Here is a 16,708-nt window from a genome sequence, read left to right on the forward strand (position 1 = left end):
GCTTCGCTTGATACAACGTCGCGTAAAACTAGCTACGAAGCTCCTGCATCATAGACTATGTATGATTTATTAATCTATATGCATTGTATCGCAATCAAGTTGCTTAGAGCAAATGATGACATTCCGTTGTAAGAGTATTAGACCTAATTTTGAATAAAGTTCATTGCTTCGTGACATTTTTTCTAGTAAACTTACTACTAGCTCGTATAAGATGTGCGCTTCTTTATAGAAAGGGGTAGTGACGGTAAGATGGGGTTTATTCCAGTGTTTATCCTAACCGTTTTATTCTTTGTGATGATGTTTGGTATTGGATTTATTCTTAACATGTTAATGAAGACAACCTGGTTTCCCGCTTATCTATTCGTACTTATTATTCTACCCGTCGTAGTTTATTCCATTTGGGATAGAAGCGCGATGTCGCTCTGGGAGCATCTTTCCAGTTTCCACTTTGTTGATTACTTAACTGGTGTCGCTGGTCTTGCAGGTGCTATATTGAGTGGATGGACCATTCAAAAACTGCGCTTTGGCGGTTACAAGATGTTTTAAAGATTTAATTGGAAGACCTGCGGCTCTGATGTAAGAGTCGTTTTTTTGAACATATAAGCTTTTAGTTCTACGCTAAGAATCAATTTTGAAATTCAGCGAGAAACGGAACCTTCCTCTTCCAGAGGACAGCGAAGCCGTTTCTTCTTGTTTAATAGAGGCAGATATTCGTAAGAAAAAGCTGATTATATAGCGAAAAGAGTCGGAATTGGTAGTTTATTTACATTTCCGGCGACGTTTTTTATGATAGAATAGAATCCTGTATGAATTCGTGAAAACAAGGGGGTATCCGTAGATGCGCATGAGTAACTTACATCATTTCACCGAACATCATCGGTACTGCGTTTCCCGCGAATTTGGTCTTAGTGTTATAGATGGACGTATGCTTAGCTCTGTGTATCAGCCTATGGTAGGAGCTTTTGCAATCAGTTTCTATCGCTTGCTGGTTGAACATGTGCCAGCAGATAGCATTGGCTATTCTGGAGTGGAGCAGCAGCGCAGATTATTTATGACGCTAGGCGTTGAACCGAATGAGAAAGGCCGCAAATATTTAATAGATCAGGCTTCCCGGTTAGAAGCGGTAGGTCTGCTACAGACCTGTCGAATCTATGTACCGGAAACTGATGATTACTTATATGAATATGAGCTTATGCCGCCGCTATCGCCAGCTGACTTTTTTGCCACTCAGCATTTGACGTTGCTGTTACGCGATAAAATCGGCAAATTTGCTGTGCTGTCCTTACGGGAACAATTCTGGAACCGAGAGCCAGAAGAGTGGAGTCGCAGATCCATAGGCAAAGAGAATATCTCCGTGCCTTTTTATGATATTTTTCAACTTAATACACATGTCATTGATTATGAGCTGGAGCAGGCACTTGCAGAAGTAGCCACTGTGCGTCAGCCTGGCATGCGTGAATCTGGAGAACAAGCGATTGGATATAGTGATATTATTTTGCGTTTTCCGCGGGAGTCTGTAAACCGGGCTCATGTAGAAAAATTGCGTTTTGACCATACTCAAATGGGTGTTATTAACTATGTAGCTCATAAGTATGAACTCAGTCCGCAGGATTTATGTCGTCTGCTGGATGAAGATGGCGTGTTCTCACCGGAAGGTGAGGTTATACTGGATGCACTGCAATATAAAGCGAGCCAGCATTTCAGGCAGGATATGAAACGACAAGAAAAGCGTGAAATTGCTGCTGCTAAGGTTGTTTCCATCCGTTCCAGTGCCTCCGAAGAGAATGATGATTCTATAGCGCCTCCGGAGCAGTCTGTAGAGATGGAGTATTATGTAGAAGTACCACCACAATTTTTGTCCAAATGTGACATTCACCAATATAATATGATGCTGCGGAACGAACCATATACGCGGCTGCTTCAAACTTTTTTCCCAGGTGCAGTGCCCAGTCATTTGATGGATATGTTCGAGAAAATAGATTTGAATTATAAGCTAAGCGGTGAAGTAATTAATGTACTTATTCATTATTTAATGACTATGGTAGCCTCAGGTGGAGAACAGCGAATGAATCGCAATTTTGTGGAGGCTATCGCTTCCAATATGCTGGTTAAACAGGTGAACACCTACGAAAAGGCTGTAAAATATATCAGGGATCAGTCCAAAGTGAAAGGCAAGGGAGCTACAACTAACACGGCGGGAGGATCTCGATCACGTTCATATGCCAAAAATACAGGCCGATCTGCTAAACCGGAAATTCCGATTGTGCTGGACGATGGAAGTGCCGGAACGGTATCGGAAGAAGAATTCGCGGCGATGATGAAGAAAGCGGCAGAAATTAAAGCCAGTAAGAAAAAAGGCGTTTCCCAAGCGCCGTAATGAAAGAGAGGTGGAACTATGGAGTCTATGGGCGATGTGCTTCGTTCGATCAACAATCCAACTCTACGGCAGCGTCAACGCGATCTTGAACAGGAGTTATTCAATCATCCACTTGTGAAGGCATTACAGTCTGAACATCCTGAACTGGACGATTCACGACTACGGCTTCATATGAGCCGCCTGTATCAATATGTAGAGGAGAGCCGTCACTGTGCGAACTGTCCGGGTCTAGAGAAATGTCCGAATGATTTCCCTGGCCACTTTAGCAAACTTACGGTAGAGAGCGTGAATGGTTCGGCGGACTTATATGAACGCAAGACGGCATGCCGGCTTAAAGTGGCACAAGATAATCAGGATAGCATCCGCAAACGTATCCGTAGCTTTTATGTGGACGAGCGTGTGCTCAATGGCGGTTATGATGAAATAGATATTATGGGCAAGGATCCACGCCGTGTCTCGGCGGTTAATAAAATATTTGATTATATTACGAGCGTGAAAGAGGAAGGTCTGACTTCACGCGGGATTTATGTACATGGAACCTTCGGAACGGGTAAAACGTTTCTGATGTGTTACTTGCTTCATGAGCTTGCTGTTGCCGGCTATACTGGAGTTATCGTATATATGCCGGATTTTATCGAGGATTTAAAATCGATTATGATGGACGGCCAGAAGATGAAGGAAACCGTTGATACGCTGAAAAACTGCGATTTACTTATTTTTGATGACATCGGTGCGGAGAATTTGAATCCATGGGCGCGCGATCATGTGCTTGGTGCGATTCTGAATTATCGGATGAACCGTAAACCAACGTTCTATACCTCGAATTATCCGCTCGACGGTTTGGAGAAACATCTTAGCTTCACAAGTAAGGATGGCGAGGAAATTTATAAAGGTCAACGTCTGATGGATCGTATTGCTCCTTTTGTGGATGTTATTCCACTGCATGGAGAAAATCAGCGGGGGACGATTAGATAAAACTTTAAATATTCATAACCGTAACATTCAAAAGAAAAGCGATTCTCCTTTTATTGGAGGATCGCTTTTCTGCTTGCAGCCTCTGGCTGCCATGGCATACTGACTCTGATGAATAATAAGGGAAATATTCCCTAAAATGCAGAGATTTTTGCTCATCAGAATACTAATAAGGGAATATCTCCCTAAAATTCAACTGATTCATCAACGAAAACGGATATTCTCCCGATTATTAGGGACAAATTCCCTGATTCCATTCAATTATAGTAATTATCGGCTATTATCAGGGGGATTTCCCCTAATCACCCTTAAAAACAGAAGCCGCCCGATAAGTAGCATTTACTACTTTTGAGACGGCCTCTGTTTATATTGTGATGATTCCCTTACTCCGAAATGAACTTAATGATAACCATGCCGAAAAAGACAACGGTCATAAATGCAGTCATTCCGAAAAATCCGTTCATTAAATCGCCTAGATCATTGCGGGGTTCTTCGTTGATATGTTCTCGTGGGTCCCGTACTTGCGCGTTGACATCCATAGCTTCTGCCTCCTTACAGGGACAATGCCTGTATTGTTAAGATGCAAATTGAGTTGACCATTATGAAATAAGTCATTGACATTTAATGCGCTTTCTTAGAGTATACCGAAAGGCTGGGGAGATTGTAAAGAAAAGAGTAACGTAAATAAAATTAGTTTGAGGGCAATATAATTGTATGTGATATATAACATATCCCTTAAAGATATGTTATACTGGAATTGTGTCGGTAAGTGGTAATTTGGTTATCATATTACATGAACAACTTATTAACTTATATTTTCGGAGTAACTTCCATAAACTAAGCTTTGGTTTAGAATGGAGTAAAGCTTCGTAAAACTTAGAGGAGGAACAATATCATGGCTATCGTGAATGTGTCTGACCAAACCTTCAGTAACGAAGTGGAAGGTCAAGGTACTGTAGTAGTAGACTTCTGGGCTCCTTGGTGTGGTCCTTGTAAGATGATTGCTCCAATCTTGGACGAATTGTCCGCAGAACTGGGAGACAGCGTGAAGATTGCTAAATTGAATGTGGATGAGAATCCGGAAACGGCTTCCCGTTTTGGCGTGATGAGTATCCCAACCCTGATCTTCTTCAAAGACGGTCAACCGGTAGATAAAGTTGTGGGATTGAATTCCAAAGAATCCCTGAAAAATATCGTAGCTAAACATCAATAATTGTTAAATGCTACAGTTCGGGCCTCGGCCCTGCCGCTCAGCGCCTTCGGTTCATTCCGGAGGCGTTTTGTGTGCTGAATGCCAACTAATCATGGGTCCAATTTAGCTGGAGGGGATCATTTTGGACAACATCCGCAATAAACTGGCTCTATTACCCGATCTGCCCGGGTGCTATCTGATGAAGAATGAAGAAGGCACCATTATTTATGTGGGGAAGGCGAAGGTACTTAAGAACCGGGTTCGTTCTTATTTTACAGGCAGTCATAATGGTAAAACGCAGCGGCTTGTCGCTAACATTGCTGATTTCGAATATATTGTTACGTCCAGCAACATGGAAGCGCTCATTCTCGAGTGCAATCTGATTAAGAAGCATATGCCGCGTTATAACGTGCTTCTGAAGGACGATAAGACATTTCCTTATATTAAAATAACGAATGAAACTCACCCTCGGCTTGAAGTCACACGCCGGGTGATTAAAGATAAAGCAAAATATTTCGGCCCTTATCCTAACGGTTATGCTGCACAGCAAACGAAAAAGCTCCTCGATCGTATGTATCCGCTCCGTAAATGTGGCGTAATGCCAAAGGAAGTCTGTCTTTACTATCACATGGGCCAATGCTTGGCGCCGTGCGAGAAGGAAGTGCAGAAATCCGAGTATGAGCAGATTACGCAAGATATCGCTGCTTTTCTGAGCGGAGGTCATGATGCGGTTAAGAAGGATCTACAGCAGAAGATGCAGGAAGCTGCTGAGGAATTATATTTTGAACGGGCAAAGGAACTGCGGGATCAAATTATCCATATTGATGCATTGATGGAGAAACAGAAGATTAACACCACAGATACTAAGGATCGGGACGTATTTGGTTATGCGGTAGACAAGGGATGGATGTGTGTACAGATTCTGTACATGAGACAAGGGAAGATGATTCAGCGCCACTCCTCTGTCTTTCCATTCTATGGGGAAGCCTATAGTGACTTTATGTCTTATGTGACGCAGTATTACAGTGATAATCCTGCTCTGCCGCAGGAGATTCTTCTGCCGGATGTGCTTGATGAGGAAGCAGTGGTTGATAAAGAAGCTAAACCGGCGATTGTCATTGCCGCTCCAGCCGAAGAAGATCTGCAAAAGGGGGAAGATACCCCTGAATCGCCTGAAGAAGTTGAGGCCCGTGAAATGGCCGCTGCTGAAGCATCAGCAGCAGGTGTTGTTGATGCTGCAGGTGGCGCCTCTATTCTCCAGGAGTGGCTCGGCACCAAAGTACTAGTGCCGCAGCGTGGCCTCAAGAAGCAGATGGTCGGTATGGCCTGCCAAAATGCAACAGTCGCAATCGACGAGAAGTTCCGGCTTATTGAACGAGATGAAGTACGTACCTCTGGTGCTGCAATGAGCTTAGGCGAGAGCTTGGGGCTCGAACGCTTAAGCCGGATCGAGGCGTTCGATAACTCGAATATTCAAGGGACTAATCCGGTCTCTGCGATGGTTGTCTTCATTGATGGCAAGCCCGCACGAAAAGAGTATCGTAAATATAAGGTTCGTACGGTAGTGGGTGCGGATGATTATGGAACGATGCGCGAGGTCATCAGGCGTCGGTACGAACGGGTGCTGAAAGAGAACCTGCCGATACCGGATCTTATTGTAGTCGATGGTGGTAAAGGGCAGATATCTTCAGCGATTGATATTCTGGAGAACGAGCTGGGGTTATTCATTCCGGTCTGTGGTCTCGTTAAGGATGATAAGCATAAGACGGCTCAGCTTTTGGTTGGAGATCCGCCGGAACCCGTCGCTTTGGCTCGTGATAGTCAGGAATTTTATCTGTTGCAACGGATTCAGGATGAGGTCCATAGATTCGCCATCACCTTCCACCGTGAACAACGTGGGAAGTCCATGGTTACTTCTAAACTGGATTCCATACCAGGTATAGGCGAGAAGCGGCGCAAGGCGCTGCTTAAGCATTTCGGATCGCTAAAGAAAATTAAAGAAGCCTCCATAGAGGATTTCAAATCACTTTCTATTGGCGAAAAGCTGGCTAGTCAAATTCTTGAGGCACTCAAGGATGAAGAGCCATCATCATAGGCATCAGAAACGCAGGAAAGATGTATACGTAAATATAAAAAGATGTCATAGCAGATTTTCTGCTATGACATCTTTTTTCATGATCGGGTGTCTCACCGTTACTTCTTTAACCTACAGATGTAGGTTCAACCGGCTTAGGTTCTGATTTTTGCGGCGGGTTAAACCGATAGACGATGTAGGCCACTATGAACGGCATGATAATCGCGAAGATACCAGCCCCTACATTCACGCTTTCCTTCATAAAGATCAGCGTAGCGCCCATCAGAATGCTGTCAAACACGACGTGACTGAACATGACGGCAATAAAGCCGTAACGAAGGAAAATATAGCTAAAGAGCAAACCGATCACGGTCAGCTCAATGGGACGGGAACTGATGGGATAGATCGGATACAACGTATGGCCAAACGCCCAAACCAGCGTGGTGATCAGGCTAGCAATGAACGTGCTACGGAATACTTTTTTCAACATAGGGATTCCAAAAAAACGATAAATAGCTTCCTCGGATAAACCTGCGAGCCATGCAACGATGGGCAGCAGCCAAGCATATCTCATGTTGTAAGGAGATTGAGTGGCGTCAGTAGTGGACCAGTTCTGCAAGGTAAATGATAATACGATGAACATAAGGGTCTGCACCCCTAGCAGCACGAATGCCCAGACGTATCCAGCCCGGATACTATCCAGCACATATTTTCCATAGCCAGGCTCTTTAGCGCGAGGCCATGGGTTCATCCCCTCTTCTTTTTTCCATAGGCCGTCCCCTCCAACTAAAGAAAAATATAGCAAGGAGGACATTAGGAGGCTATATAAGGCATAAATGATGAACATAATGACGGAAGTTATCTGAGCCTCGAGTCCTTCGCCGGAGGATTCAGGAAGCATATTATAGGTGCTGATCATCATGATTACAAAATAAGCTGAGCTTAGGAATATTCCGCGCTTAAAGGAAGTATGTTCTCTTCTAAGTATGCTGTAGATGAGTGCCAGAATTCCTAAAGCTAAAGTAGGCAGACCGTAGCCGAATAAAGTAAGCTTTTCTGCGAGAGAGGTCTGATCCTTTACATAGGAGGTATGCCAGGCTGGAGCGGCGAATCCTGCTTTAAAGCTGGATACCTGTTCGCCAGTGAAATCGAAATAATAGTGTAGTAAGGATTCGCCAACCTGAACGGAACGATCTGTATACACAAGCCCATAGTTTCCCGTATTTGATTCAATTTGCAATTTGGCGGGATTCACCCCCCATTCCTGAAGCCAAGGTCGGGCAAGATTTTCTTTTTGGGCTAGAGACAAGTCAGTTCCCTTGTCCTCTTCTTTTGCACTAGTGGATACATTGCTTGGTGACCCTGCAGATGATCCTTCTACTCCTTGTTTGAAGGCGACAATCACGCCAGTATACATATTGAGGTCAACGGTGATTAGCGGCTCTTGTTCCGCTGAAGGACTAAGTGTTACACGGAAAATGTCAAAAGGATATCGTTGATCCAGCTTCTTCTTTGTATAGTCCTCCAAAAGCTTCTCGCGGGACATATAACCATAAAAGGAAGAATCCGTATCATAGAGTACATTCCACTGATCATTTGGTGCTTTGGTGTAGTTTAGCTTTTGTTCTGCAAATGATATCGCTTTGTCGCGGGCTTCCGCCTTGCTGATGACAGTAGTATCTTCCCCCACGGGGCTATTTAGCACTGAGGGAGCAATCTGAAACATAATAAATAGAATAAGACCGATAATGCCCGAGATGATGAGCCTCTTGGAGAGGGCACGTTGCTGTAAGGGCTGGCCGACGGGATTCATGTAACGCCTCCTTGTAAATTGACAATGTTATGTTCCATTATAGTATTAGTGCCATGATAGTTACAAAAATCATCGTACATTCTTTTTATGGGTAATAGAGATATTATAGAATAGGTATCTGAATATATACCATGAATTTAAAGTGATCATTTCTTCATTTTTCATGAAAATCGATGCAATTGCAGGGAAAACACGGAAAAGTGATGAGAAAAGGTACTCCTACTGGTACATCCTCTCCAAACCGCATTTTTCATATGAATCACCATTAATAGTGTCTTTGTGATTTATCGAAATAACATATATAATTTGTATGCAATTGTATATAGCCGAATTTCAGGTGAAAACGGGGGAACCACAGGAAGTAATGAAAAGATGAGTATACACCATAGGCGGTGTCTTTATTCATCAGGGGTGAATTTCGTTCTAGGAACGAATAGGGCAGCCTGCACAGTCCGAATCCGTCAGCTAACCTCGTAGGCTAATTTACTGCAGGAACCAAGGGTAGCATTGGTTTTCCAGTGCTTTTTTTGTTGGAATTCTTTAAATTTAGATAAGAGGGTGACGTAGTGGCTTCACAGTTTCGCAGGGTTTCTGAATCAAAGTTTCTGAAGCTTTCTCCGCCTCAGATTATGGTGCTTGGTTTTGCATCGATCATTCTGATTGGAGCCTTGCTGCTTATGCTTCCCATTTCGAGTACCAGTGGGAATGCTGTGAGTTTTATTGATGCGTTGTTTACTGCAACATCGGCCACCTGTGTGACAGGACTTGTGGTGCTGGACACCGGGACGACATTCACCATTTTTGGGAAAACCGTAATTATGGTGCTTATCCAGGTTGGTGGCTTAGGGTTTATGACAATGGCGACCTTATTTGCCATGATGATGAAACGCAAAATTTCCTTGCGGGACAGATTGATCCTTCAGGAAGCCATGAACCAAGGCTCTATGGAGGGGATTGTTCGACTGATCCGTAGAGTACTTATTTATTCTTTGGTCATCGAAGGCTGTGCAGCGGTGCTTCTGTCCTTACGCTGGGCGTTTGATATGCCACTGGGAAAGGCCATTTATTTTGGAATATTTCATGCGGTGTCTATGTTTAATAATGCTGGATTTGATATTTTCGGGGATTTCCGGAGTTTAACCGATTATGTATATGACCCGCTTGTGAACATCGTGGTGATGTTTCTGATTGTCTCTGGCGGGATTGGTTTTATTGTCATGTCGGATCTGGTGGAGTTTCGTGTCAAACGTAAATTATCTTTGCATAGCAAAGTTGTACTCTCCACCACTGCAGGGCTTATTCTTATCGGCGCTTTGGTTATTTTTATATTCGAATTTACAAATCAGCGCACTCTGGGTAATCTGAATTTTGGCGGCAAAATATTATCGGCATTCTTTCAGTCTGTATCGCCCCGAACCGCTGGCGCCAACACGGTGGATATTGCCGGACTGCGGCAAGCCTCACAGTTCTTTATGGTTATCCTTATGTTTATTGGTGCATCACCGGGCTCAACGGGTGGCGGGGTCAAGACTACGACCTTTACCATTATGATTGGTGCAGTAATCGCGATGCTGCGCGGGCGTGAAGATGTTGTGCTGTTCCGTTACCGATTGGCGCAGGAGCGTATCTATAAAGCGTTGACGTTAACTTTACTGGCTTTACTATTGGTCCTTTCTGTATCAATGTTACTGTCCACAACAGAGGATAGTAATTTCTTAGCAATATTATTTGAGACGACCTCAGCCTTTGCTACGGTGGGACTAAGTATGGGGCTTACACCTGAACTGTCTGTTATCGGCAAGATTCTGATTTGTCTGACGATGTTTGCGGGTCGCCTGGGTCCATTAACATTAGTGTATGCGCTAGGACCAAAACAGGGTAAACCATTGTATAAGCACCCAGAAGGTAAAATAATTATTGGATAGGAGTTAATCCGAAATGAAAGCACAGCAATTTGTAGTAATCGGCTTAGGCCGCTTCGGTTCAAGTCTTGCACTTGAGCTGATGGAAATGGGCTACGAGGTGCTCGGCATCGATCACCAAGAGGAGCGCGTGGAGGATATGAGCGATCATCTGACGCATGCGGTAGTGGCTGATGCTACAGATGAAGGAATTATGCGCTCGCTTGGCGTACGGAACTTTGACTGTGGGATTGTTGCGATTGGTGACAATATGGAACGAAGCATTCTGGCGGCGATATTGTTAAAAGAGATCGGAGTCAAGCAAGTAGTAGCCAAGGCGATCTCGATCCTTCATGGTCGTGCGTTGTCTAGGCTGGGTGTGGACAGGGTTATTTTTCCAGAGCGGGATATGGGCATTCGTGTAGCGCATCAGCTCGTGACACCCAATTTGCTGGATTATATTGAACTTTCCAAGGATTATAAAATCGTCGAGCTAACCGTTCCGTCTTGCATGAACGGGAAAAGCTTATCAGATTTAAATACAAGAGCAAAATATGGCTGCAGTATTGTTGCCCTGAACCGGGAAAGTGGAATAATAGTGGCTCCAACGGCACATGATCATCTGAGTGAGGGAGACGTTATGGTACTCATTGGTTCTAATGAAAGTATTGATCGATTTGAGGATGAAGTTGTAAACCAGGATTAAATAGATAATCCCTCCGTCCTTTACATAGGACGGAGGGATTTTTTTAATTAAGATTGCACGCAGAGGTATGTACTATACCTCTCGTTCCGTCAGAAACATCTCTTCTGTGACCTGCACGAGGCTGCGGGCCGCTGTGCTCAGGCTTCCATCGTCACGGTAAATCAGACAGGTAGTTCGCTGAGTCTGCTCCAGCTCCTTAATATGCAGAGATACCAGCCCACCGCCGTTTAACAGCTGCGGACGCAGATAAGACTTGGGCAGTAAGGCTGCCACATTGACTGTCGGCAGCAGCCGCACGATGGCTTCGAAGGAGTCAATCTCCATACGTACGTCCGGATCAATCCCGCAGCGCTGGAACAGATCGTCTGTTAGACGGCGGTACCAGGTGCCTTTGGAGAAGAGGATCATCGGCAGTCGGGACAGATCATTCATGGTTAGCTTAGAAGCATAATTCAGAGGATGATGCTCAGAGACAACCAGTCGAAGCTGATCCTCAAACAAAGAAATACAGCGCAGTCCAGGCTCTTGAATAGAGGATGCGATCAGACCTATATCTGACTTTCCTTCACTGACAGAGGAGACAATCTCATGCGTTCGGCCGGTGATTAGCTTTAACTCCGAAGTCGGGTATTTCTCCATATATGCGTTAACTAGTGGAGGCAGAGTGGTCTGCAGTGAGGTAAGTGAAGCCCCTAAAGTGACCAGCTTAGGCTCGCCTTCTTTGTATTTAGACAAAGCCTCCAGAAATTTAGAGCGCTGCTGCCGTTGTTCAAGTGCGTAGGAATAAGTAAGACGCCCAACCTCGGTTAACTCCAGGCGCTTGCCATAACGATTAAATAGCGCGACCCCCAGCCGTTCTTCCAGCTTGGAGATTTTACGAGATAAGGCAGGTTGGGACAGATTGAGCTGGCGGGAGGCCCGATTCAAGCTGGAGTGCTCCACAACCGCTGCAAAAACATCTAAATCGTCAAACATATTTAGGTTCCTCTCGTAGTGCAATCTATAAACAGTAGTGACGAAATTCATAGCCATGAAGACAATACTTCTTGCTCCATAAGGAAATAAAAGATTTGTCGGAAAATGTTGTCTTTCTAAATGAGAATTATTATCATATAAAATCTATTCTTATGCGTTTATTGTATAACGTTTAATAATTAGATTGCAATTCCCTTATAAGGGAAAAAGGAGTAACATGAAAAGTGACACAAGATATTCACATTTTGTGAAAAAGAAAACAAAGTCCGGGAACCCAAGGATAGCGGTAAAATATAGACGTTCTGTCATTACATAGTCTACGTTATCCTGTGTCAAATGTAGTTCCGGCGGTGAATACACAATAATGAAAACGCTGTTTTAATCGGAAAGGGGTTACTTTGTATGAAAGGATTTTATTCCAGAAAGATTCATTCCTTGCTAGGCGTTATCCCGCTTGGAGCTTTCTTCATTGAGCACATGATGACGAATTTTGCGGCTGTAGAGGGTGGCGCTTCCGGTTTCACTGACAGCGTGATATGGCTGAATAGCCTGCCGCTTGTCTTCTTCCTGGAATTGTTCGGTATATGGCTTCCTCTGCTGTACCATGGCGTATACGGACTGTATATTGCGTATCAATCCAAGCCGAACTTGAACCGTTTCAACATTGAAAGAAACTGGCGTTATACGCTGCAACGCATTACAGGAATTATTACCTTTATCTTTATAGTCTGGCATTTGTTCCAAACCCGGGTTCAGGTGGCAGTCGGTAGTGTGGAGCATGAAGAATTAGGGGGTCTGATGCATGATATCGTGACTCAACCACTGATGTTGACACTGTACATTATCGGTATCGTTGCAGCATGCTTTCACTTCTCCAATGGTATATGGTCTTTCTTGATCAGCTGGGGAATCACGGTAGGACCTCGTTCACAGCGGGTATCCTCTTACCTTTGTCTCGGTATATTTGTTCTTGTAACGTTTATGTTCCTCATTTCGCTAGTCACTTTCCGTGATGCTGAATTTCAAAGTGCAGCTTCCATAGCTCAGTCCATAAAGACTTTCATCTAAGTAATTGCCCTCTCAGGACTACATTCCAGAATCCTTTCTGATATTTTCGATAAAGGGAGTGAACTATCATGGCAACAGCAAATATCATTATTGTGGGCGGCGGTCTGGCCGGCCTGATGGCTACCATCAAGGCAGCGGAGTCCGGTGCACATGTTCATTTATTCTCATTAGTTCCTGTAAAAAGATCACACTCCGTTTGTGCGCAAGGCGGCATCAACGGTGCAGTAAATACGAAAGGGGAGGGCGACTCCCCTTGGGAGCATTTCGACGATACCGTTTATGGCGGTGACTTCCTGGCGAATCAGCCACCAGTCAAGGCGATGTGTGAAGCAGCACCGGGTATCATTCACCTTATGGACCGGATGGGTGTAATGTTTAACCGTACACCTGAAGGGTTACTCGACTTCCGTCGTTTCGGCGGAACGAAACGTCACCGCACTGCATTTGCTGGCGCAACGACAGGCCAACAGCTTTTGTATGCACTGGATGAGCAAGTGCGCCGCTGGGAGTCTGAAGGTCTTGTAACGAAACGTGAGAACTGGGAATTTCTCTCGGCCATCATCGACGACGAAGGTGTATGCCGCGGCATAAGTGCCCAGAATCTCAAGACGATGGAGATTGAGACTTTTCCCGCAGACGCAGTTATTTTAGCTAGCGGCGGTCCGGGTATTATTTTTGGTAAAACAACGAACTCCGTAATTAATACGGGCACAGCCGCAAGTGCGGTGTACCAACAGGGCGTACATTATGCCAACGGAGAATTTATACAGATTCACCCAACGGCTATTCCAGGAGATGACAAGCTCCGCTTAATGTCGGAATCAGCACGTGGTGAAGGCGGCCGTATCTGGACTTATAAAGATGGAAAGCCGTGGTATTTCCTTGAAGAGAAATATCCGGCCTATGGTAACTTGGTGCCGCGCGATATTGCTACACGTGAGATTTTTAATGTGTGTGTGGATCAAGGGCTGGGTATTAATGGTGAGAATATGGTGTATTTGGACCTCTCTCACAAGGACCCGAAAGAACTGGACGTAAAGCTTGGCGGGATTATTGAAATTTACGAAAAATTCATGGGAGATGATCCCCGTAAAATACCGATGAAAATCTTCCCGGCTGTGCACTATTCTATGGGCGGTATGTGGGTTGATTACAACCAAATGACAAACATTCCTGGTCTGTTTGCGGCAGGCGAATGTGAATATCAATATCATGGAGCGAATCGCTTAGGCGCTAACTCTCTGGTATCTGCTATTTACGGTGGTATGGTTGCTGGACCAAAGGCTGTTGAATACATTAAAGGTTTGAAGAAATCATCACAAGATATCTCTTCTTCCGTATATGACAGCTTCCACAAAAAGCAGACAGACAAATATGAGTCTCTGTTAGCGATGTCAGGTACAGAGAACGCTTATGTGATTCATAAGGAACTGGGCGAATGGATGACCGCCAATATGACGGTTGTACGGCACAATCCGAAGCTGGAAGCGACCATTGGCAAAATCAAAGAGCTTAAAGCACGCTATCGCAATATCAATATGAACGATACGTCACGCTGGAATAACCAAGGAGTGGCATTCACCCGTCAGCTGTGGAACATGCTGGAGCTGTCCGAAGCGATGACACTGGGAGCGCTTATGCGCAATGAGAGCCGCGGCGCTCATTACAAGCCGGAATTCCCGGATCGTAATGATGAGGAATTCTTGAAGACCACGAAAGCTGCCTGGACTGCAGACGGTCCGCAAATCTCTTACGACGAAGTCGATGTCTCACTGATCCCTCCGCGGGTCCGTGATTATTCGAAGGATTAATCTTTCCCAGCAGTGAAACAGCTTGCGAGGCAAGCTTAATGAAATAAAATTAGGCAATTTGAGGAGGGAACCATTATGGCGGAAACTGCTACAGCTCCCAAAAACGTAAAGTTTATCATCACCCGCCAGGACGATCCACAAAGCTCATCTTATGTTGAGGAATTTGAGCTTCCTTATCGTCCGGGTATGAATGTAATCAGTGCTTTGATGGAAATTCAGCGTAATCCTGTGAATGCCAAAGGTGACAGCACCGTTCCGGTATGCTGGGATTCCAACTGTCTAGAAGAGGTATGCGGAGCTTGCTCGATGGTGATCAACGGCAAACCCCGCCAAGCCTGCGCAGCGCTTATAGACAATCTGGAGCAACCTGTACGCATTGAGCCAATGAAGACATTTCCGGTGGTGCGTGACTTAGTGATTGACCGGACTCGGATGTTCAATGCACTGAAACGAGTAAAGGCCTGGATTCCGATCGATGGTACGTATGACCTTGGGCCGGGACCACGGATGCCGGAGAAGAAACGGCAGTGGGCTTATGAATTATCTAAGTGTATGACTTGCGGCGTATGCTTGGAGGCTTGTCCGAATGTCAACGAGAAGACGGATTTCATCGGACCCGCAGCCATCTCTCAAGTACGCCTGTTCAATGCTCATCCTACGGGCGAAATGAATGCTGATGAAAGATTGGACGCATTGATGGAAGATGGCGGTATTGACGGCTGTGGTAACTCACAGAACTGTGTACGCGCTTGTCCAAAAGGGATTCCTCTGACTACCTCCATTGCAGAAATTAATAAGCAGACGACAAAACATATGTTCAAACGCTGGTTAGGTGTGTAATAAGTAGTACCGCCAGATCTTTAATATCGAGCTATCCTCAATGGTGGATTTTTATTCGCTGAGGATAGCTTTTTTGTTTATAATTGGTAGGGAATAGGAAATTGTCTAGATCAGAAGAATGAATAGCATATGCTATAATATCCATTGTTAACGTACGTTAGGTGTGGAACAACAGGGAGGAATAATCGTGATTTGTCGGGAGCATGATGGAGCAATTGTAATGGTTAAACAGCATGATCACGGGAAGTTAGCTGGAGAGCTTGCCATTTGGTTCAAGGAAGAGCATGTGCCAGAAGAAGGACGCCGGGATGAGGTGCTTTGGGCGGTAGCTGAACATGACCGGGGCTGGATTGATCTGGATGAGACGCCCTTTTGGAACGATGCGGAGAGCGCGCCTTACACCTTTATTGATTTTCCTGTGGTACCGAAGCTGACCTTTTATAAGCGAGGACTTGATGAGATCGAAGAGCGAACACCCTATGGAGCGCTTCTGTGCAGCTTGCATTTTGAACGACTCATTAAGATTTCGGGACTGGATAATCCAGAACTGAAATTGTATCAAGCGCATGAAGAGGAACGTAGATCCCGTATTCACCGAGCGCTGGAAGTATCCAAACCGATTGGTGAGGATGAACTGTATTATGATGCTCGTCTTTTAGAATTCTGCGATGATTTATCTTTATATTTGGCTTTAAATGAGCCGGGTAGCCCGAAATCTGAGGAGCATCCATGGTGGCGTGAAGGGTTTTCTGGCAGTGAAGATTTCAGTTTTACGTCAGGTCGTACGATAACCGTGGAGTGGAAAGATAAGTCAACGTTAATTCTGGATCCTTTTCCCTTTAAGAAGACGGTGGAAGTAGCCTTTATGATGAAACGAGTCCCAAAAACAGAAATTGCTAAGAGAGGCATCGCATCCGCATACAGTGATACGCCAGAGGAAGAATGTAGAATTGTACTAACGGCTCTAAACGAAAGCTGA

General features: G+C 44.8%; 14 protein-coding genes and 1 riboswitch. Of the genes, 11 read left to right on the forward strand and 3 right to left on the reverse strand.

Annotated features, from left to right (window positions below; translation table 11 throughout):
• The first annotated feature begins 249 nt into the window (after positions 1 to 249).
• From CA600_RS17180 to dnaI, 3 genes are all read left to right on the forward strand, one after another.
• Positions 250 to 546 carry a YuiB family protein gene (locus CA600_RS17180; protein WP_042130887.1) on the forward strand — a complete coding sequence of 99 codons (297 nt, stop codon included), beginning with the start codon at positions 250 to 252 and terminating at the stop codon, positions 544 to 546.
• 292 nt (positions 547 to 838) lie between these two features.
• Entirely contained in the window at positions 839 to 2,377 is a 1,539-nt protein-coding gene (locus CA600_RS17185) for a DnaD domain protein (protein WP_094871645.1), read from the forward strand.
• An 18-nt stretch (positions 2,378 to 2,395) separates the two neighbouring features.
• Positions 2,396 to 3,352, forward strand: a complete 957-nt coding sequence (gene dnaI, locus CA600_RS17190; RefSeq protein ID WP_094871647.1) for a primosomal protein DnaI — start codon at positions 2,396 to 2,398, stop codon at positions 3,350 to 3,352.
• Positions 3,353 to 3,732: 380 nt separating this feature from the next.
• Here the strand turns inward: dnaI and CA600_RS17195 are convergent, their stop codons facing one another.
• The gene (locus CA600_RS17195) at positions 3,733 to 3,888 is read right to left on the reverse strand and encodes a YqzM family protein (protein WP_094871648.1); all 156 of its coding nucleotides are present in this window, start codon (positions 3,886 to 3,888) and stop codon (positions 3,733 to 3,735) included.
• A 356-nt stretch (positions 3,889 to 4,244) separates the two neighbouring features.
• Here CA600_RS17195 and trxA point away from each other — a divergent pair, with 356 nt between their 5' ends.
• On the forward strand, positions 4,245 to 4,562 hold the full coding sequence (gene trxA, locus CA600_RS17200; RefSeq protein WP_042130884.1) for a thioredoxin: 318 nt from the start codon (positions 4,245 to 4,247) through the stop codon (positions 4,560 to 4,562).
• A gap of 121 nt (positions 4,563 to 4,683) precedes the next feature.
• Positions 4,684 to 6,636, forward strand: a complete 1,953-nt coding sequence (gene uvrC, locus CA600_RS17205; RefSeq protein ID WP_280787889.1) for an excinuclease ABC subunit UvrC — start codon at positions 4,684 to 4,686, stop codon at positions 6,634 to 6,636.
• Between the two features lie 106 nt (positions 6,637 to 6,742).
• On the opposite strand, the gene CA600_RS17210 is transcribed toward uvrC, so the two are convergent.
• Entirely contained in the window at positions 6,743 to 8,428 is a 1,686-nt protein-coding gene (locus CA600_RS17210) for a CPBP family intramembrane glutamic endopeptidase (RefSeq protein WP_094871651.1), read from the reverse strand.
• 314 nt (positions 8,429 to 8,742) lie between these two features.
• A riboswitch (cyclic di-AMP (ydaO/yuaA leader) is annotated at positions 8,743 to 8,924 on the forward strand.
• Between the two features lie 133 nt (positions 8,925 to 9,057).
• Here CA600_RS17210 and CA600_RS17215 point away from each other — a divergent pair.
• Both CA600_RS17215 and CA600_RS17220 read left to right on the forward strand, forming a co-directional pair.
• The gene (locus tag CA600_RS17215; protein ID WP_094871711.1) at positions 9,058 to 10,353 is read left to right on the forward strand and encodes a TrkH family potassium uptake protein; all 1,296 of its coding nucleotides are present in this window, start codon (positions 9,058 to 9,060) and stop codon (positions 10,351 to 10,353) included.
• Positions 10,354 to 10,366: 13 nt separating this feature from the next.
• On the forward strand, positions 10,367 to 11,035 hold the full coding sequence (locus CA600_RS17220; RefSeq protein ID WP_094871653.1) for a potassium channel family protein: 669 nt from the start codon (positions 10,367 to 10,369) through the stop codon (positions 11,033 to 11,035).
• 72 nt (positions 11,036 to 11,107) lie between these two features.
• On the opposite strand, the gene CA600_RS17225 is transcribed toward CA600_RS17220, so the two are convergent.
• A complete protein-coding gene (locus CA600_RS17225) occupies positions 11,108 to 12,010 on the reverse strand; it encodes a LysR family transcriptional regulator (RefSeq protein ID WP_094871655.1) in 903 nt (300 codons plus the stop codon).
• Between the two features lie 402 nt (positions 12,011 to 12,412).
• Here CA600_RS17225 and CA600_RS17230 point away from each other — a divergent pair, with 402 nt between their 5' ends.
• From CA600_RS17230 to CA600_RS17245, 4 genes are all read left to right on the forward strand, one after another.
• A complete protein-coding gene (locus CA600_RS17230; RefSeq protein WP_094871656.1) occupies positions 12,413 to 13,078 on the forward strand; it encodes a succinate dehydrogenase cytochrome b558 subunit in 666 nt (221 codons plus the stop codon).
• A 68-nt stretch (positions 13,079 to 13,146) separates the two neighbouring features.
• The gene (gene sdhA / locus CA600_RS17235) at positions 13,147 to 14,889 is read left to right on the forward strand and encodes a succinate dehydrogenase flavoprotein subunit (RefSeq protein WP_094871658.1); all 1,743 of its coding nucleotides are present in this window, start codon (positions 13,147 to 13,149) and stop codon (positions 14,887 to 14,889) included.
• Between the two features lie 75 nt (positions 14,890 to 14,964).
• Complete coding sequence (gene sdhB / locus CA600_RS17240) at positions 14,965 to 15,729, forward strand: succinate dehydrogenase iron-sulfur subunit (protein ID WP_042130877.1); 765 nt, start codon at positions 14,965 to 14,967, stop codon at positions 15,727 to 15,729.
• Positions 15,730 to 15,916: 187 nt separating this feature from the next.
• Positions 15,917 to 16,708 (forward strand): DUF3891 family protein, encoded by a 792-nt coding sequence (locus CA600_RS17245; protein WP_094871660.1) that lies wholly within the window; start codon positions 15,917 to 15,919, stop codon positions 16,706 to 16,708.

The organism is Paenibacillus sp. VTT E-133280, from assembly GCF_002264385.1.
GTDB lineage: Bacteria > Bacillota > Bacilli > Paenibacillales > Paenibacillaceae > Paenibacillus_AQ > Paenibacillus_AQ nitricinens.